This window comes from Azospirillum lipoferum (assembly GCF_024170005.1).
Lineage (GTDB): Bacteria > Pseudomonadota > Alphaproteobacteria > Azospirillales > Azospirillaceae > Azospirillum > Azospirillum lipoferum.
Genome location: NZ_JALJXJ010000004.1, coordinates 232,310 through 247,574, shown reverse-complemented (window position 1 = coordinate 247,574; position 15,265 = coordinate 232,310). Strand labels below are relative to the sequence as shown.

Annotated in this window: 15 protein-coding genes; 3 read left to right on the top strand and 12 right to left on the bottom strand. The window is 67.6% G+C overall.

What is annotated here, in order from left to right; genetic code table 11:
• Positions 1–33: 33 nt before the first annotated feature.
• From J2848_RS11275 to uxaC, 3 genes are all read right to left on the bottom strand, one after another.
• Positions 34–1,020 carry a DMT family transporter gene (locus J2848_RS11275; RefSeq protein ID WP_149231097.1) on the bottom strand — a complete coding sequence of 329 codons (987 nt, stop codon included), beginning with the start codon at positions 1,018–1,020 and terminating at the stop codon, positions 34–36.
• 42 nt (positions 1,021–1,062) lie between these two features.
• Positions 1,063–2,598 (bottom strand): UxaA family hydrolase, encoded by a 1,536-nt coding sequence (locus tag J2848_RS11270; RefSeq protein WP_149231096.1) that lies wholly within the window; start codon positions 2,596–2,598, stop codon positions 1,063–1,065.
• A gap of 178 nt (positions 2,599–2,776) precedes the next feature.
• A complete protein-coding gene (gene uxaC / locus J2848_RS11265; RefSeq protein WP_149231095.1) occupies positions 2,777–4,177 on the bottom strand; it encodes a glucuronate isomerase in 1,401 nt (466 codons plus the stop codon).
• 304 nt (positions 4,178–4,481) lie between these two features.
• On the opposite strand from uxaC, the gene J2848_RS11260 reads away from it, so the two are divergent.
• Positions 4,482–5,264 carry a GntR family transcriptional regulator gene (locus J2848_RS11260; RefSeq protein ID WP_149231316.1) on the top strand — a complete coding sequence of 261 codons (783 nt, stop codon included), beginning with the start codon at positions 4,482–4,484 and terminating at the stop codon, positions 5,262–5,264.
• A 28-nt stretch (positions 5,265–5,292) separates the two neighbouring features.
• On the opposite strand, the gene J2848_RS11255 is transcribed toward J2848_RS11260, so the two are convergent.
• The 3 genes from J2848_RS11255 to kduI form a co-directional block, all read right to left on the bottom strand.
• A complete protein-coding gene (locus tag J2848_RS11255; RefSeq protein ID WP_149231094.1) occupies positions 5,293–5,676 on the bottom strand; it encodes a cupin domain-containing protein in 384 nt (127 codons plus the stop codon).
• A gap of 69 nt (positions 5,677–5,745) precedes the next feature.
• Entirely contained in the window at positions 5,746–6,504 is a 759-nt protein-coding gene (kduD, locus tag J2848_RS11250) for a 2-dehydro-3-deoxy-D-gluconate 5-dehydrogenase KduD (RefSeq protein WP_149231093.1), read from the bottom strand.
• A 43-nt stretch (positions 6,505–6,547) separates the two neighbouring features.
• A complete protein-coding gene (gene kduI, locus J2848_RS11245; RefSeq protein ID WP_109085882.1) occupies positions 6,548–7,384 on the bottom strand; it encodes a 5-dehydro-4-deoxy-D-glucuronate isomerase in 837 nt (278 codons plus the stop codon).
• Positions 7,385–7,618: 234 nt separating this feature from the next.
• Between kduI and J2848_RS11240 the strand changes: the two genes are divergently transcribed.
• The gene (locus tag J2848_RS11240; protein WP_149231092.1) at positions 7,619–8,089 is read left to right on the top strand and encodes a methylglyoxal synthase; all 471 of its coding nucleotides are present in this window, start codon (positions 7,619–7,621) and stop codon (positions 8,087–8,089) included.
• 16 nt (positions 8,090–8,105) lie between these two features.
• Here the strand turns inward: J2848_RS11240 and J2848_RS11235 are convergent, their stop codons facing one another.
• The 5 genes from J2848_RS11235 to J2848_RS11215 form a co-directional block, all read right to left on the bottom strand.
• Complete coding sequence (locus tag J2848_RS11235) at positions 8,106–8,864, bottom strand: GntR family transcriptional regulator (RefSeq protein ID WP_149231091.1); 759 nt, start codon at positions 8,862–8,864, stop codon at positions 8,106–8,108.
• A 156-nt stretch (positions 8,865–9,020) separates the two neighbouring features.
• A complete protein-coding gene (locus J2848_RS11230) occupies positions 9,021–10,037 on the bottom strand; it encodes an ABC transporter substrate-binding protein (RefSeq protein ID WP_109085885.1) in 1,017 nt (338 codons plus the stop codon).
• A gap of 55 nt (positions 10,038–10,092) precedes the next feature.
• Entirely contained in the window at positions 10,093–11,193 is a 1,101-nt protein-coding gene (locus tag J2848_RS11225) for an ABC transporter permease (RefSeq protein ID WP_246193811.1), read from the bottom strand.
• A gap of 11 nt (positions 11,194–11,204) precedes the next feature.
• Positions 11,205–12,089, bottom strand: coding sequence for an ABC transporter permease (locus tag J2848_RS11220; protein ID WP_170307022.1), 885 nt, complete (start codon positions 12,087–12,089; stop codon positions 11,205–11,207).
• Positions 12,079–12,891 (bottom strand): ABC transporter ATP-binding protein, encoded by an 813-nt coding sequence (locus tag J2848_RS11215; protein WP_170307025.1) that lies wholly within the window; start codon positions 12,889–12,891, stop codon positions 12,079–12,081. Before J2848_RS11215 ends, J2848_RS11220 begins: the two co-directional genes overlap by 11 nt.
• A 341-nt stretch (positions 12,892–13,232) precedes the next feature.
• Between J2848_RS11215 and J2848_RS11210 the strand changes: the two genes are divergently transcribed.
• Positions 13,233–13,898: a MarC family protein gene (locus tag J2848_RS11210; protein ID WP_412506881.1), complete on the top strand. Its 666-nt coding sequence runs from the start codon at positions 13,233–13,235 to the stop codon at positions 13,896–13,898.
• Between the two features lie 11 nt (positions 13,899–13,909).
• On the opposite strand, the gene paaK is transcribed toward J2848_RS11210, so the two are convergent.
• Positions 13,910–15,232: a phenylacetate--CoA ligase PaaK gene (gene paaK, locus J2848_RS11205; protein ID WP_149231087.1), complete on the bottom strand. Its 1,323-nt coding sequence runs from the start codon at positions 15,230–15,232 to the stop codon at positions 13,910–13,912.
• Between the last annotated feature and the right edge of the window lie 33 nt (positions 15,233–15,265).

The window sequence follows — 15,265 nt, the reverse complement described above, 5'->3', positions numbered from 1 at the left end:
CACAAGCCGGGGATCGCCCCGGCGAAACCTTATTCATGCCGCCGCCAAGCGGCGTTCCCGTGCCCGCATCCGTTCGCGGTGCGCAGTGTAGAGGCCGCTGGCGATGATCACGCCGGTGCCGACGAAGGTCCAATGGTCGGGCACCGCGCCGAAGACGAGGTATCCCAGCGCCGTGGACCAGATCAGCTGGACATAGGTGAAGGGCGCCAGCACCGATGCCTCGCCCTGGCGGTAGGCCAGGATCAGCAGCCATTGCGACAGGGTGTAGACCAGCCCGATGAAGGCCCCCAGCAGCATCTCCCACGGCGTCGGCCATGCCGCGTGCAGGGGAAGCAGCGCCGTCAGCACGATCAGGCCGGTGAGCGCGCTCCACACCATGGTGGTCAGCGGGTTTTCCTGCACCGTCATCCTGCGCGTCACCACCAACCCCAAGGCCCAGCTGAAGGCAGTCAGGATCGGCAGCAGCGAGGCGGGCTGGAAGCCGTCCTCCCCCGGCCGGATGACGATCAGCACGCCGGCCAACCCGACCAGCAGCGCCACCCAGCGGCGGATGCCGACCTTCTCGGCCAACAGCAGGATCGACAGCACGGTGACGAAAACGGGGGAGACGAAGCTGATCGCTGCGGCCTCGGCCAGCGGCAGATGCTGCATCGCCATGATGAAGAACAGGGCCGAGCCCAGCATGCCCAGGCCGCGCACCACCTGAAGCCCCGGCCGCGTCGTCTTCAGCACGCTCAGCGAGCCGCCGCGCAGCGCCAGCGGCATCACCAATGCCGTGAAGACGACATAGCGCATCCAGGCGATCTCGGCCGGCGGCAGGGTGCGGCCGAGATATTTCGCCGTGGCGTCGGAGCAGGACAGGCAGGCCACCGCCAGCACCACCAGCAGGATCGCCCGCATCGGCTCCGTACCCTTGGAGCCCGACACAGCCTTCGGACTGACCGTCGGCTGGATCGGGGTCTGCGGCGCGTTGACCGGCTCGGGACCGGTATCGGTGCGGGAGGTGGAACTGTCGGGCATGGCGCCGGCTCTTCAACGGTTTTCGATAAGGGGGCGGACCCCTTACATAACCGCTCCCATCTGCCAAGGGGCGAATTCGTCGGCGCCGACGCCGAGTTCCTCGCTCTTGGTCTTGCGGCCCGACGCGGTGTCGAGCACCAGCTGGAAGATGGCGCGGCCGACCTCCTCGATGGAGGCGTCGCCGGTGGCGATGGCGCCGCAATCGATGTCCATGTCGTCCGGCATCCGACGGAACAGCGTGCTGTTGGTCGCCAGCTTCAGGCTGGGCGTCGGCTTGCAGCCGAACACCGAACCGCGGCCGGTGGTGAAGCACAGCACGTTGGCGCCGCCCGCCACCTGTCCGGTCGCCGACACCGGGTCGTAGCCGGGGGTGTCCATGAAGACGAAGCCCTTGTCGGTGATCGGCTCGGCATAGCGGTAGACGGCGGTCATAGGGGTGGTGCCGCCCTTGGCGACCGCGCCCAGCGACTTCTCCAGGATGGTGGTCAGGCCACCCTTCTTGTTGCCGGGCGACGGGTTGTTGTTCATCTCGCCGCCGGTGCGGCTGGTGTACTCCTCCCACCAGCCGATCCGCTCGACCAGCGCCTCGCCCACCTCGCGGCGGACGGCGCGGCGGGTCAGCAGATGCTCGGCGCCATAGACCTCCGGCGTCTCGCTCAGCACGGCGGTGCCGCCGTTGCGGACCAGCAGGTCGACGGCATAGCCCAGCGCCGGATTGGCGGTGATCCCCGAATAGCCGTCGGAGCCGCCGCATTGCAGCGCCAGCGTCAGGTGGCTGGCCGGCAGGGTCTGGCGGGTGACGTCGTTGATCTCCGGCAGCAGCGCCTCGATCCGGCGGATGCCCTCGCGGGCCGCCGCCGCGGTGCCGCCCATGTCCTGGATGCCGATGGGGATGACGCGGGCGCCTTCCTCCAGGCCGGTGGCCTCCATCAGCTTGTCGATCTGGTTCACCTCGCAGCCGAGGCCGAGCAGGATCACCGCGGCGAAGTTGGGGTGGCGGGCGTAGCCGGCGATGGTCCGGCGCAGGGTGTCCATCACCTCGCCGCTGCCGGCCATGCCGCAGCCATAGCCGTGGGTCAGGGCGACGACACCGTCGATGTTGGGATAGGCGGCCAGGGCGGACCCGCGGAAATGGTCGGCGATCATCCGCGCCGCGGTGGCGGAGCAGTTCACCGAGGTCAGCACGCCGATGTAGTTGCGGGTGGCGACGCGGCCATCCGGGCGAACGATGCCCTGGAAGGTGGCGCGCTCGGCCTCCGGGATCGGCTCGACCGGGTGGACGTCTGCGCCGAAGGCGTAGTCGCGCTCGAAATCACTGCCCATGCCCATGTTGTGGACGTGGACATGGTCGCCCGGCTGGATCGCCGCGGTGGCGAAGCCGATGACCTGGTTGTACTTGCGCACCGGTTCGCCCAGCGCGATGGCGCGCACCGCGACCTTGTGCCCGGCCGGCACCGGTCCGGTGGTCGCGACGCCAGTGTCCTCAGTGGGGCCGGGCAGAATGGTGCCGGGCTCCAGGTCGGCGCCGGCGACGACGACGTTGTCGGCGGGGTGCAGGCGGATGGTCAGCGATGCCATGGGAAGATGTCCTTGAGGCGCAAAGGAGACGTGATATTCCCTCTCCCCTCTGGGGAGAGGGTTAGGGTGAGGGGGACGCACAGCGAGGATTCTCGGGATAGCCATGCCGCGCATCCCCCTCACCCCGACCCTCTCCCCGGGGGGGGAGAGGGGGATCTGGGCGTTACAGCTCAACCAATCACAGCTTGTAGGCGTTCTTGGCGAGGCGGTAGGCGAGGTCGACGGCCAGTTCCGCGGCCTCGTCCTCTTCCAGCCGGTGCTCGGCGACCAGACGGGCGAGGAAGCTGCAATCGACGCGGCGCGACACGTCGTGGCGGGCCGGGATCGAGCAGAAGGCGCGGGTGTCGTCGTTGAAGCCGACCGTGTTGTAGAAGCCGGCGGTCTCCGTGATCATCTCGCGGTAACGGCGCATGCCCTCGGGGCTGTCGTGGAACCACCAGGCCGGGCCGACGCGCAGAGCCGGGTAATGGCCGGCCAGCGGAGCCAGCTCGCGGGAATAGCTGTCCTCATCCAGCGTGAACAGGATGATGGTCAGGTCGCGCTCGTTGCCGAAGCGGTCGAGCAGCGGCTTCAGCGCCCGCACATACTCGGTGCCGCTCGGGATGTCGGCACCCTTGTCGCGGCCGAAACGCTCGAACACGAGGTTGTTGTGGTTGCGGAAGCTGCCGGGGTGGATCTGCATGACCAGACCGTCCTCCAGGCTCATCCGCGCCATTTCGGTCAGCATCTGGGCGCGGAACAGCTCGGCCTCATTGGCCGTGGCGCCGCCGCGCCGCACGATGTCGAACAGCTTCTCGGCCTCGGCCCGCGGCAGATCGGCGGTCGCCGCCGTCGGGTGGCCGTGGTCGGTCGAGGTGGCGCCATAGCTCTTGAAATAGAGGCGGCGGTCGGCGAGTGCCGCGAGATAGCCGTCCCAGGTCGCGGTGTCCTTGCCGGTGATGCGGCCCAGCTCGGCGAGGTTGTCGCGGAAGCCCTCGAACTCCGGATCGACGACCGGGTCGGGACGGAAGGCGGTGATGACCCGGCCCTTCCAGCCGCTCTCGCGGATCGCCTTGTGGTGCACCAGCGGGTCGAGCGGCGATTCGGTGGTCGCCAGCACTTCGAGGTTGAAGCGCTCGAACAGGGCGCGCGGACGGAATTCCGGCTTGCGCAGGCACTCTTCGATCTGGTCGTAGATGCGGTCGGCGCTGGCGGCGCTCAGGCGCTCGGTGACGCCGAACACCGTCTCGAAGGCGTGGGTCAGCCACATCGAGGTCGGCGTGCCGCGGAACAGGTGCCAGTTGGAGGCCAGCAGGCGCCAGATGGCGCGCGAGTCGGTCGAGGTCTCCCCGCCGTCCTTGCGCGGAACGCCCAGCTGCTCCAGCGGAATTCCCTGGCTGTAGAGCATGCGGAATGCATAATGGTCGGGCTTGACGAACAGGCTCGCCGGATCGGGGAACGCCTCATTCTGCGCGAACCAGGACGGATCGGTGTGGCCGTGCGGGCTGACGATCGGCAGGGCGGCGACTTCGCCGTACAGGCGGCGCGCGATGGCACGTTGCGTCGGGTCGCTCGGGAAAAGACGGTCGGGGTGAAGCATCGGAAGCCTCTACGCTGCAAGAGAAGGGCAAAAGCAGGGTGGGGAAAAGGCGGGGTCCGTGCGGGGGACCGTCCCTACCGGCTGGTCGTATAATATTAATATATCAGATCTGATTGCAAGCCCAATCGTTCCGCAGATCGGGCATCGATGCCCGTGAAGGCTGCGCCCAGTCGCCGCACCTGTTCCATAAAGGAGGCTGGCGATGGATTTGACGTTGACGAAGAGGGGCGGGTAGATTGCTGGGGATGAGGAACATCTCGCGGGTGGCGGACCGCCGCCCCACGACATCTGTATGCCTGCCGGAATGGAGCCATCGGTGAAGAAGGTCGCGACGACAGAGGATGAGGGCGGCCTGGCCTCCGCAACCGTGCGCCGTGCCGGGGCCCCGGCACCGGCGGTGCGTCCGCCGCGCCGCGCCGCGACCGTGGCGTCGCGCATCTACCGTGACCTGCGGGCGGAGATCGTCTCGCTGAAGCGCAAACCCGGCGACGCCATCGCCGAAAAGCAGATCGCCGAAACCTACGGCGTCAGCCGCACGCCGGTGCGCGAGGCGGTGCTGAAGCTGGCCGACGAAGGGCTGATCGAGATTTTCCCGCAGTCCGGCACCTTCGTGTCGCGCATCCCGCTGGACGCCCTGCCGGAGGCCTTCGCCATCCGCAAGGCGCTGGAGGAGGCGACGGTGCGCTATGCGGCGGCGCGGGCGAGCCGCAGCCAGATCGCGGCATTGCGCGCCAATCTGGAATTGCAGCGGGAGATGCAGGAAACCGCCAATTACGAAGGTTTCCACCAAGCCGACGAGTCGTTCCACGCGCTGATCGCGGAGATTGCCGGCTATCCCGGATTCTGGACGCTGATCCAGCAGACCAAGGTGCAGATCGACCGCTACCGCCTGCTGACCCTGCCGGTGCGCGGCCGCATTGCCGAGGTGATCGCGGAGCATGCCGCCATCCTCGAAGCGGTGGCGGCCAACGATCCCGCCGCCGCCATCAAGGCGCTGGACGACCATCTGGACGATTTGCAGATCTCGGTCGCCGACATCCGCCGCGACTACCCGCGCTATTTCACGGCGCCGGGCGATCCGGTTTGAGGGGCCGGTCTGAACCGAACCCGGGGGCTTACTTCGCGTCGGCCGCTGCGGCGTAGGCCACCGGCTCGCCCAGGAAGTCCTCGCGGATCGGCGTGAAGATGTCGAGCAGCACGCCCGGCTCCAGCGCAACCACGCCATGGAGGACGTTGGACGGCACCATATAGCCGTCGCCGGCGTTCAGGCGCTTGGTCCGGCCATCGATGGTGACGTCGAAGGACCCCTTCTCCACCACGGCGCACTGGACATGGGGATGGCGATGCTGCGCGCCGATGGCGCCGGCCTCGAACTCCACCCGCACCATCATCATCGTGTCGTTGTAGCCCAGGATCTTGCGGCGCACGCCGTCGCCCAGATCCTGCCATGGGATGTCGCCCGCGGTCACGAACACATCGGTTGTCCTTGCGGTGGTCATTGTCCGGTTTCCTCCCCCCAATGGAACGCCCTCCTCCGCCCGTGAGGGGCGGGGAGGGCCGTTTTCCCGTCAGCGCGCCAGCCAGCCGCCGTCGACCGGCAGGATGGTGCCGTGGATGTAGTCGGCCGCTTCCGAGGCCAGGAAGACCGCCGGGCCGCCGATGTCGGACGGCACGCTCCAGCGGCCGGCCGGGATGCGGCCGAGGATCTCGGCGCTGCGGTTCTCGTCGGCGCGGAGAGCCGCCGTGTTGTTGGTGGCGACATAGCCCGGCGCGATGGCATTCACGTTGATGCCCTTGCCGGCCCATTCGCAGGCCAGAAGCTTGGTGATGCCGGCGACGCCGCTCTTGGAGGCGGTGTAGGACGGCACGCGGATGCCGCCCTGGAAGGACAGCATGGATGCGATGTTGATGATCTTGCCCTTGCGGCCCGCGCCGATGGCGTAGCGGCCGAAGGCCTGGCAGAGGAAGAACACCGTCTTGATGTTGAGGTTCATCACGGCGTCCCAGTCGGCCTCGCTGAAGTCGACGGCATCGGCGCGGCGGATCATCCCTGCGTTGTTGACGAGGATGTCCAGTCCATCGAGCTTGGCGACCGTCTCCTCCACCAGCCCCTGGACCGGGGCGATGGAGGTCAGGTCGGCGTGGATGCCGAGGAACTTGCGGCCGGTCGCCTCGACCAGACCCTTGGTCTCGTCCAGCGACACCACGTCGACGGCGGCGATGTCGGCGCCGGCCTGCGCCAGCGCCAGGGCGATGCCCTGGCCGATGCCGGTGTTGGCGCCGGTGACCAGCGCCACCTTGCCGGTCAGGTCGAACGAAATGCTCATGGTCGGTTTCCGTTCTTAAGGTTCGTTGAAGCTCGGTGGCGCGTCAGCGCAGGCGGTCCATGGCAACGAAGTCCATGTCCGTGAAGTCCTGGTTGTCGCCGCCCATCGCCCAGATGAAGGTGTAGTTGCGGGTGCCGACGCCGGAATGGATCGACCAGGGCGGGGAGATCACCGCTTGTTCGTTGGCGACCACGATGTGGCGGGTCTGCTCCGGCTCGCCCATCAGGTGGATGACGCGCGCCTCTTCCGGCAGGTCGAAGTAGAAATACACCTCGCAGCGCCGGTCATGGGTGTGGCACGGCATGGTGTTCCACATGTTGTTCGGCTTCAGCACCGTCATGCCCAGCACCAGCTGCGCGGTGCGGACCACGTCCGGGTGGATCATCTGGTAGATGGTGCGCTCGTTCGACTGGGCCGGGTCGCCGAGATGCACGGCCTTGGCCTGGCCGATCGAGATCTTCATCGTCTCGAAGCGGGCATGGGCGGGGGTGCTGTTCAGGTAGAACTTGGCCGGCTCGCGGCGGTCCAGGCTTTCGAAGACGACGTCCTTGCTGCCCATCGCGACATAGAGCGCGTCGCGTGGCGCCAGCTCGTAGACGGCACCGTCGACGGTCACCCGGCCGGCGCCGCCGACATTGACCACACCCAGTTCACGCCGGTCGAGGAAGTTGGGCGAGCCGATCTCCTTGGAGGACTCCAGCTTCAGCGGGCCGGCGACCGGCATGGCGCCGCCGACCACGAAACGGTCGATGTGGCTGTAGGTGAAGACGGTCTCGTCCGCCTCGAACAGGGTCGGGACCAGGAAATGGTCGCGAAGCGTCTCGGTGTCGAAGCCGCGGACCGCGTCGGGGTGGGAGGCGTGCCGGACGGAGATTTTCATGGGGTGGCTCCTTTTAACTCTGTGCAGCCGGCGTCCCGGCGGGTCTGGCGCCATCATACTAATATACTAGTAAGCCGGGCAAGCTCTAATGATGGAGGGCCGGACATTTCAGACGGCGGAGGGTGCGACAAAGTCGCAGGGGCGAAGGGGGATTGCAGTAGGGTCGGGGGGCCGCATTGCACCGGCCTCAAAGGTAATATATTAGTGAACGGTCTTCGCCCGGAGTGTCCAGTCATGTTCAACCAGCAATCTGGCCAGCAATCTGGCCAGCAGTCCCGCAAGCGCATCGCTCTCGTCGCCCACGACGCCCGCAAGGCGGACCTGATCGCCTGGATCGGCGCCAACATCGCAGCATTGGACGGCCATGCCTTCTGGGCGACCGGCACCACCGGCCAGAAGGTGCGCGACGCCCATCCCGGTCTGGACGTGACCCCGCTGAAGAGCGGCCCGCTGGGTGGCGACCAGCAGATCGGCGCGATGATCGCGGAGGGACGGATCGATCTGCTGGTCTTCTTCGTCGATCCGATGACCGCCCAGCCGCATGATGTCGACGTGAAGGCGCTGACCCGGCTGGCGACGCTCTACAACATCCCGATGGCCTGCAACGAGGCGACGGCCGACATGATCGTGTCCTCCGCCCATTTCGCCAGCGGCTACGCCCCGCGCGCCGCCAGCTTCACGGCCTACGAGACGCGCAAGCTGTGAGCGCGGGCCTGCCGGCTCATTCCGTGAAATATTGCGGATAGCTGCGCCGGACGTCGGCGATGCCCAGTTGCAGGTCGGTCAGGTGGTGGCGCAGTTCGGCGACGGCGCGGTCGGGATCATGGGCAGCGACGGCCTCGACGACGGCGCCATGTTCGGTCAGCGCCTTGTCCATCCGGCCGGCTGCCGGCAGGGTCAGGTGGCGGTAGCGGTCGACCTGCCGCTTCACCTGCTGGGTCACCGCCCAGAAGCCTGGATAGCCGGAGATCTCCGCCAGCAGGGCGTGGAAGGCCTCGTCGGCCTCATGGAAGCCGTCGAAATCGCCGGCCTCTTTCATCTCGCGCTGGAGTTCCAGGTTGGCGCGCAGCCGTGCCACCTGGCTGCCGCTCGCCTGTTCGGCGGCGTAGCGCACGGTGGCCTCCTCCAGCGCGCGGCGGATGGCGATGGCTTCCGGCAGGCCGCTGATAGGGATGCGGGCGACGAAGGTGCCGGACTGCGGGAACACCTCCACCAGACCTTCGTCGGCGAGCTTCAGCATCGCCTCGCGCACGGGGGTGCGGCTGACGCCATAGGTCTCCGCCACCTCCTTTTCAATCACCGGCTCGCCCGGCTTGCGCCGCAGGGAGACGATGTCGTCGCGCAGGTCGCGGTAGATGGTGCCCGACACGGTGGCGCCGCGGTGGGCGGGCCTTGCGGTCGCACTGGCGGGGCGGCGGCGGCGGCGGCGCACCGGTGCGGCCACGGCCACCATGTTCGTTTCGCCCGCATTGGAATCCATGCTCGTCCCACTCATGTCGTCGGCGGTCAAGCCATGACCGTGCCATGACGCCGCAGCCACTAATATATCGCTGCGTTTCCGCGGGCGGGAAGCTTTTTGCCTCGGGAATTTTCGGGGGGAGTGGGCACGGCACCCGCTCCCCCAAGGACCAACCCCTTACAGCTTGGCCGCCGCGTCGAACACCGCGTGGCTGTAGGCGCCTTCCGGCTTCTTGGAGATCACCGGGGCCGACGCGCCCGACATCAGGATGCCGACGGTGCGGTCGAAATCGGCCGGGTCGAGATAGCCGGTGCCCTTGGCGCCGCCCTCGATCAGCTTGGCGACCTCCTGCATCATGGTGGTCTGGTGTTCCTCGGTCTGGGCACCGGTGGTGTCGTTCTCCAGCACGATCTTCACCGCCTCCGCCTGGTTCTTGGCGGCGTATTCCCAGCCCTTGGCCGAGGCCTTGACGAACTTCGCCAGCTTCTCGACGATCTTCGGATCGGACAGCGACTTCTCCGTGGCGTAGAGGCCGTCCTCCAGCGTCGCCACACCCTGGTCCTGATACTTGAAGACGGTCAGCTCGTCCGCCTTCATGCCGGCTTCGATCAGCTGCCAATATTCATTGTAGGTCATGGTGGAGATGCAGGCCGCCTGCTTCTGCAACAGCGGGTCGACGTTGAAGCCCTGCTTCAGCACCTTCACGTCCGGGCTGGAGCCGGAGGTGGAATAGCCCAGCTTGCTCATCCAGGACAGGAACGGATATTCGTTGCCGGAGAACCAGACGCCCAGCGTATTGCCCTTGAAGTCCTTCGGATCCTTGATGTTGGCGTCCTTGCGGCAGGTCAGCATCATGCCGGACTTCTGGAACATCTGGGCGATGTTGACCAGCGGCACGCCCTTTTCGCGGCTGGCCAGCGCCGACGGCATCCAGTCGACGATCACGTCGGCGCCGCCGGCGGCGATGACCTGGGTCGGGTTGATATCGGGGCCGCCGGCCTTGATGGTGACGTCCAGCCCGGCGTCCTTGTAGAAGCCCTTGGCCGCCGCGACGTAATAGCCGGCGAACTGGGCCTGGGTGACCCATTTCAGCTGGAGCGTCAGCGGATCGGCGGCAGCGGCCGGCGCGCCCCAGCCGGCGAGGCCGGTGAGCGCGGTGGCGGCGAGCAGGACGGCGGAGGCAAGGGTCTTCATCGCGTTCGATCCTCTTCTGGCTGGGCTTGGTTTGGCTTGAAGGACTTGAAGTCGGTCAGCGTTTGCGGAAAGACGGGTGCCAGGCGGTGACATGCCGCTCCGCCAGTGCCAGCGCACCGTAGAGCAGCGATCCGGTCAGGGCGGCGACGGCGATCGTCGCCCAGACCACGTCCAGATTCATCCGGGCGACCTGGGTGGAGATGCGGAAGCCCATCCCCACCACCGGCGTTCCGAAGAACTCGGCGACGATGGCCCCGATCAGGGCCAAGGTGGAGTTGATCTTCAGTCCGTTGAACAAAAAGGGCAAGGCGCAGGGAAGCCGCAGCATCGCCAGCGTACGCCAATAGCCGGCCCCATAGGACCGCATCAGGTCGAGCTGGATGCGCTCCGCGCTCTGCAAGCCGGCCAGGGTGTTGATCAGCATGGGGAAGAACGTCATCACCACGATGACGGCGGCCTTGGACTGCCAGTCGAAGCCGAACCACATCACCATGATCGGCGCGATGCCCACCACCGGCACGGCGCTGGCGAGGTTGCCGAGCGGCAGCAGCCCGCGCGCCAGGAAGGGCACCCGGTCGGCCAGGATCGCCACGAGGAAGCCGGCGCCGCAGCCGATCAGATAGCCGCGCAGGACCGAGATCAGCACCGTCTGGCGGAAATCGTCCCACAGGTCGGCGGCGTTGGCGGCGAAGGCGGTCAGCACGAGGCTCGGTGGCGGCAGCAAGATGGTCGGCACCTGGAAGCCGCGGGTCAGGATCTCCCACAGCATGACCAGCGCCAGCCCGAACAGCGCCGGGCCGGCCAATCGCACCGGGCCGGCGACGTCCGCCAGCAGGGCCAGCACCCGCCACAGCAGCAGCGTCGTACCGGCCACGGAGAGCCAGAGCCCGCCGGCCTGGGCGAGGGCGTGGCCCTGCGTCAGCAGGACCAGCGGGGTGGCATAGGCGGCGGCGACTCCGGCCAGCAGCAGCAGGGCCTCGCCCAACGCGGAGCCGGGCAGGCGGCGGGCGAGAATCGTCGCGACGCTCAGCGCGAAGAGTGCGAGGGCCGCCGGTATCTGCGGCAGATAAAGGGCGGTGCCGTCGAGCGTGGCGAAGGGCAGCAGGGGAGCGGCCAGCATCACCAGCGGCCACGGAGCCATAGTGGGGGGCGCCATATTTGGACGATTCATCGCGCACCTCCCCGGCCGCCCGGCACCAGCGCCCGTTCGGCGAGGCCGACGGCGGCGACCAGCGTGACGCTCAGCAACGCCGCCATGACCAGCGCGCTCCAGATCTGCACGGTCTGGCCGTAATAGGAGCCGGACAGCAGCCGCGCGCCCAGCCCCGCCTGCCCGCCGGTCGGCAGCTCGGCGACGATGGCGCCGACGACGCTGGCGGCGACCGCGATCTTCAGGCTGGTGAACAGGTAGGGCAGCGAGGCCGGCAGGCGCAGCAGGCGGAAGGTCTGGGCGGTGCCGGCGCTGTAGGTTCGCATCAGGTCCAGCGTCAGCGGATCGGCCGAGCGCAGCCCCTTCACCATGCCGATGGTGATCGGGAAAAAGCACAGATACATGGCGATGATCGCCTTGGGCAGCAGGCCGGTGAAACCCAGGTTGCCGAGGATCACCACGATCATCGGCGCGATCGCCAGGATCGGCACGGTCTGCGAGGCGATGACCCAAGGCAGCAGGCTCGATTCCAGCGTGCGCGCCTGGACGATCCCCGCCGCCAGCGCCACCCCCAGCACCACCCCCATGCCGAAGCCGGCCAGCGCCGCTCCGGCGGTGACGCCGGTGTGGTAGAGCAGGTTGCGGATGCTGGTCACCGGATAGCCGGTCAGGGAGGTGTAGAGGTCCAGCGCCACCTGATCCGGCGTCGGCAGGATCGGGCGCTTCATCGCCAGCGTGGCGCGGATCAGGTCGGCGGTGGTCCAGCCCGGGCCGGCGCGGTTCAGCGCATCGGTCGCCGTCGGCGCGTTCAGCCAGACCGCCCCGGCGTACCAGAGCACCAGCACCGCCAGCGCCATGACCGCCACCGGCAGAGCCTTCTTGATCGTCCCCTCAGTCGTCATAGCTGTGGCCCTCCATCAGCCCGTCGCGGACGCGGTGGGCGATGCGCTGGAACTCCGGGCTTTCGCGGATGTCGAGCGTGCGCTCGCGCGGCAGGTCGCGGTCGCAGTCGATGACGTCGAGGATGCGGCCGGGGCGCGGGCTCATCACCACGATGCGGGTGGACAGGAATACCGCCTCGGCGATGGAGTGGGTGACGAAGATGCAGGTCTTGCGGGTGCTCAGCCACAGGCGGGTGAGCTGAAGGTTCAGGTGGTCGCGGGTGATTTCGTCGAGCGCGCCGAACGGCTCGTCCATCAGCAGCAGGTCGGGGGCGAAGGCAAGGGCGCGGGCGATGGACACGCGCTGCTGCATGCCGCCGGAAAGCTGCCAGGGGAACTTGCGCTCGAAACCCGCCAGCCCGACCAGCTCCAACTGCTCGCGGGCGCGCTGCTGGCGCTCGGCCTTGGGCAGCCCCATGATCTCCAGCGGCAGCATGACGTTGCGCTCCACCGTCCGCCACGGGTAGAGCGCCGGGGCCTGGAAGACATAGCCGTAGGCGCGCTTCAGCCGTGCCTGTTCCGGCGTCATGCCGTTGACCGTCACCTCGCCGGAGGTCGGCTGCTCCAGGTCGGCGACCACACGCATCAGGGTCGTCTTGCCGCAGCCGCTGGGGCCGATCAGCGAGATGAAGTCGCCCTTGGATATCGACAGGCTGACGTCGCTCAGCGCATAGACCGGATGGTCTGCGGCCTGATAGGTCAGGGTCAGGTTGCGGATGTCGACGATGGTGCGCGGCGCCGGTTCGGCGGCCGGCGGAACCAGAGTGAGCGGTGCGGGCTGGGCGGCTGGCACGGCGTTCGTCCCTTCGCGTTGTCGTCTCTCGGGCAGGACGACAGCAAGAAGCGAGCCAAATGGGATGGGTACGGAGTTTCCGAATGGTAGAGTATTGTTATTGCGGAAAGAAAACCTGTCCATCGAGACAGGAACTGACGGATCGGACAGCGTTCTGGCAGGTGTGCTTTTCGAGGGCCGCACAATTTTCGGGCTGAGGGTCTTTCGGTGGTGAATTTTCGGGCAATGGAGACATTCCCTTTGCAGGCCCCTTCCCACCCCTTGCCAGTGCTGCCCCGTCCCCGCTAACTGTTCGGACGGCCGACAAACGCATGGATGCCATGTTCGACAGTTTCCTGCTCGCCTTCACAGCATTGTTCTCCATCGTCAATCCGCTGGCGATGGCGCTGATCTTCAGTCAGGTGACGGCGGACAGCAGTCCGCGCGACCGGGCGCGGCTGGCCGGGCTGGTCAGCCTCTATTCGGCCATCGTCATGCTGACCGCGCTGTGGGCGGGGGCCTATGTGCTGAACTTCTTCGGCGTGTCGATGGCGGCGCTGCGGATCGCCGGCGGTTTCGTCGTGGCCGAACGCGCCTGGGCGCTGCTGACCGCGCCGGAACGCCACGAGGCGCGCAAGCAGGAACAGGCGGCCGGCGACGGCGACCGGCTGGCCGAATCGGCCTTCTTCCCGATGACGATCCCCTTCACCACCGGGCCAGGCACCATCTCCGTCGCCATCGCGCTGGGTTCCACCCGCCCGACGCGCGGGGCCGGCGGGCTGATGGAGTTCTTCATCGGCATGTCGGGGGCGGCGCTGGCGATTGCAGCGTTGATCTGGCTGTCCTACCGCTCTGCCGACCGCATCGTCGCCTTCCTGGGGCCGACGCGGGTCCGGGTGCTGACGCGGCTGTTCGCCTTCCTGCTGTTCTGCGTCGGCGTCCAGATCCTGCTGACCGGTGTCCTGGACGCCTTCCCGCTGCTGTCGCAGAAGGGCTGAGTGCAGATCGTTCAGGCCTTCGGGCGCAGGTCCTGCACCCGCTTGGCCTTGCCGATGGACCGGGCGATGCCGCCGGGCTCGACCACCTCGACGCGGGTGCTGATGCCGATCAGCGACTTGATCGAGTGCTGGAGGTGCCTGGCATGGCCGTCCCACTCCGACGGGTGGATGTCGTCATGCATCTCCACCCGGACGGCGAGGTTGTCCATGTGGCCGTCGCGGGTCACCACCAGCTCATAGTGCGGGGCGAGCGCCGGGATCTTGCAGATCAGTTCCTCGATCTGGGTCGGGAAGACGTTCACGCCGCGGATGATGAGCATGTCGTCGGAGCGGCCGGTGATCTTGTCCATCCGCCGCATGCCGCGCGCCGTCGGCGGCAGCAGCCGGGTCAGGTCGCGGGTGCGGTAGCGGATGACCGGCATGCCCTGCTTGGTCAGCGTGGTGAAGACCAGCTCGCCATAGGAGCCGTCGGGCAGCACCTCGCCGGACTCGGGGTCGATGATCTCGGGATAGAAATGGTCCTCCCAGATCACTGGGCCGTCCTTGGTCTCGACGCATTCCGACGCCACGCCCGGCCCCATCACCTCCGACAGGCCGTAGATGTCGACCGCGTGGATGTTGAAGGTGCGCTCGATCTCCTCGCGCAGCGCGCCGGTCCAGGGCTCGGCGCCGAAGATGCCGACGCGCAGGCTGGTGCTGCGCGGGTCGATGCCCTGGCGGCGCATCTCGTCGGCGATGTTCAGCATGTAGGACGGCGTGACCATGATGATGGTCGGCTTGAAGTCCTGGATCAACTGGACCTGCTTCTCGGTCTGGCCGCCCGACATCGGCACCACGGCGCAGCCCAGCCGCTCCGCCCCGTAATGGGCGCCCAACCCCCCAGTGAACAGGCCATAGCCGTAGGCGATGTGCACGATGTCGTTGCGCGTGCCGCCCGCCGCCCGGATGGAGCGGGCGACGACCTCCGACCACACGTCGATGTCGCCCTTGGTGTAGCCGACCACCGTCGGCCGCCCGGTGGTGCCGCTGGAGGCATGGACGCGGACGATGTCCTCCATCGGCACGGCGAACATGCCGTAGGGGTAGGCACGGCGCAGATCGTCCTTCACGGTGAAGGGGAACAGCGCCAGATCCTTCAGCTCCTTGAAGTCGTCGGGATGGACTCCCTTCGCCTCGCATTTGGCGCGGAAGGACGCGACGTTGGCGTAGGAGTGACGCAGCGACCATGCCAGCCGCTCCGTCTGCATCGCCGTGATCTCGTCGCGGCTGGCGAACTCGTAGCGGTCCATGCCGGCCTTGGTCTGGTTCACGCCGCTGTCGGTCATGATGGACATGGTGCGCTTCTCCCCTTCGTGCTGATCCCCGGC

Excerpts from the sequence above, each read along its gene's own strand:
- J2848_RS11275 (WP_149231097.1), bottom strand. The coding sequence starts at position 1,020 with ATGCCCGACAGTTCCACCTCCCGCACCGATACCGGTCCCGAGCCGGTC.
- J2848_RS11270 (WP_149231096.1), bottom strand. The coding sequence starts at position 2,598 with ATGGCATCGCTGACCATCCGCCTGCACCCCGCCGACAACGTCGTCGTC.
- uxaC (WP_149231095.1), bottom strand. The coding sequence starts at position 4,177 with ATGCTTCACCCCGACCGTCTTTTCCCGAGCGACCCGACGCAACGTGCC.
- J2848_RS11260 (WP_149231316.1), top strand. The coding sequence starts at position 4,482 with ATGGAGCCATCGGTGAAGAAGGTCGCGACGACAGAGGATGAGGGCGGC.
- J2848_RS11255 (WP_149231094.1), bottom strand. The coding sequence starts at position 5,676 with ATGACCACCGCAAGGACAACCGATGTGTTCGTGACCGCGGGCGACATC.
- kduD (WP_149231093.1), bottom strand. The coding sequence starts at position 6,504 with ATGAGCATTTCGTTCGACCTGACCGGCAAGGTGGCGCTGGTCACCGGC.
- kduI (WP_109085882.1), bottom strand. The coding sequence starts at position 7,384 with ATGAAAATCTCCGTCCGGCACGCCTCCCACCCCGACGCGGTCCGCGGC.
- J2848_RS11240 (WP_149231092.1), top strand. The coding sequence starts at position 7,619 with ATGTTCAACCAGCAATCTGGCCAGCAATCTGGCCAGCAGTCCCGCAAG.
- J2848_RS11235 (WP_149231091.1), bottom strand. The coding sequence starts at position 8,864 with ATGGATTCCAATGCGGGCGAAACGAACATGGTGGCCGTGGCCGCACCG.
- J2848_RS11230 (WP_109085885.1), bottom strand. The coding sequence starts at position 10,037 with ATGAAGACCCTTGCCTCCGCCGTCCTGCTCGCCGCCACCGCGCTCACC.
- J2848_RS11225 (WP_246193811.1), bottom strand. The coding sequence starts at position 11,193 with ATGGCGCCCCCCACTATGGCTCCGTGGCCGCTGGTGATGCTGGCCGCT.
- J2848_RS11220 (WP_170307022.1), bottom strand. The coding sequence starts at position 12,089 with ATGACGACTGAGGGGACGATCAAGAAGGCTCTGCCGGTGGCGGTCATG.
- J2848_RS11210 (WP_412506881.1), top strand. The coding sequence starts at position 13,233 with ATGGATGCCATGTTCGACAGTTTCCTGCTCGCCTTCACAGCATTGTTC.
- paaK (WP_149231087.1), bottom strand. The coding sequence starts at position 15,232 with ATGTCCATCATGACCGACAGCGGCGTGAACCAGACCAAGGCCGGCATG.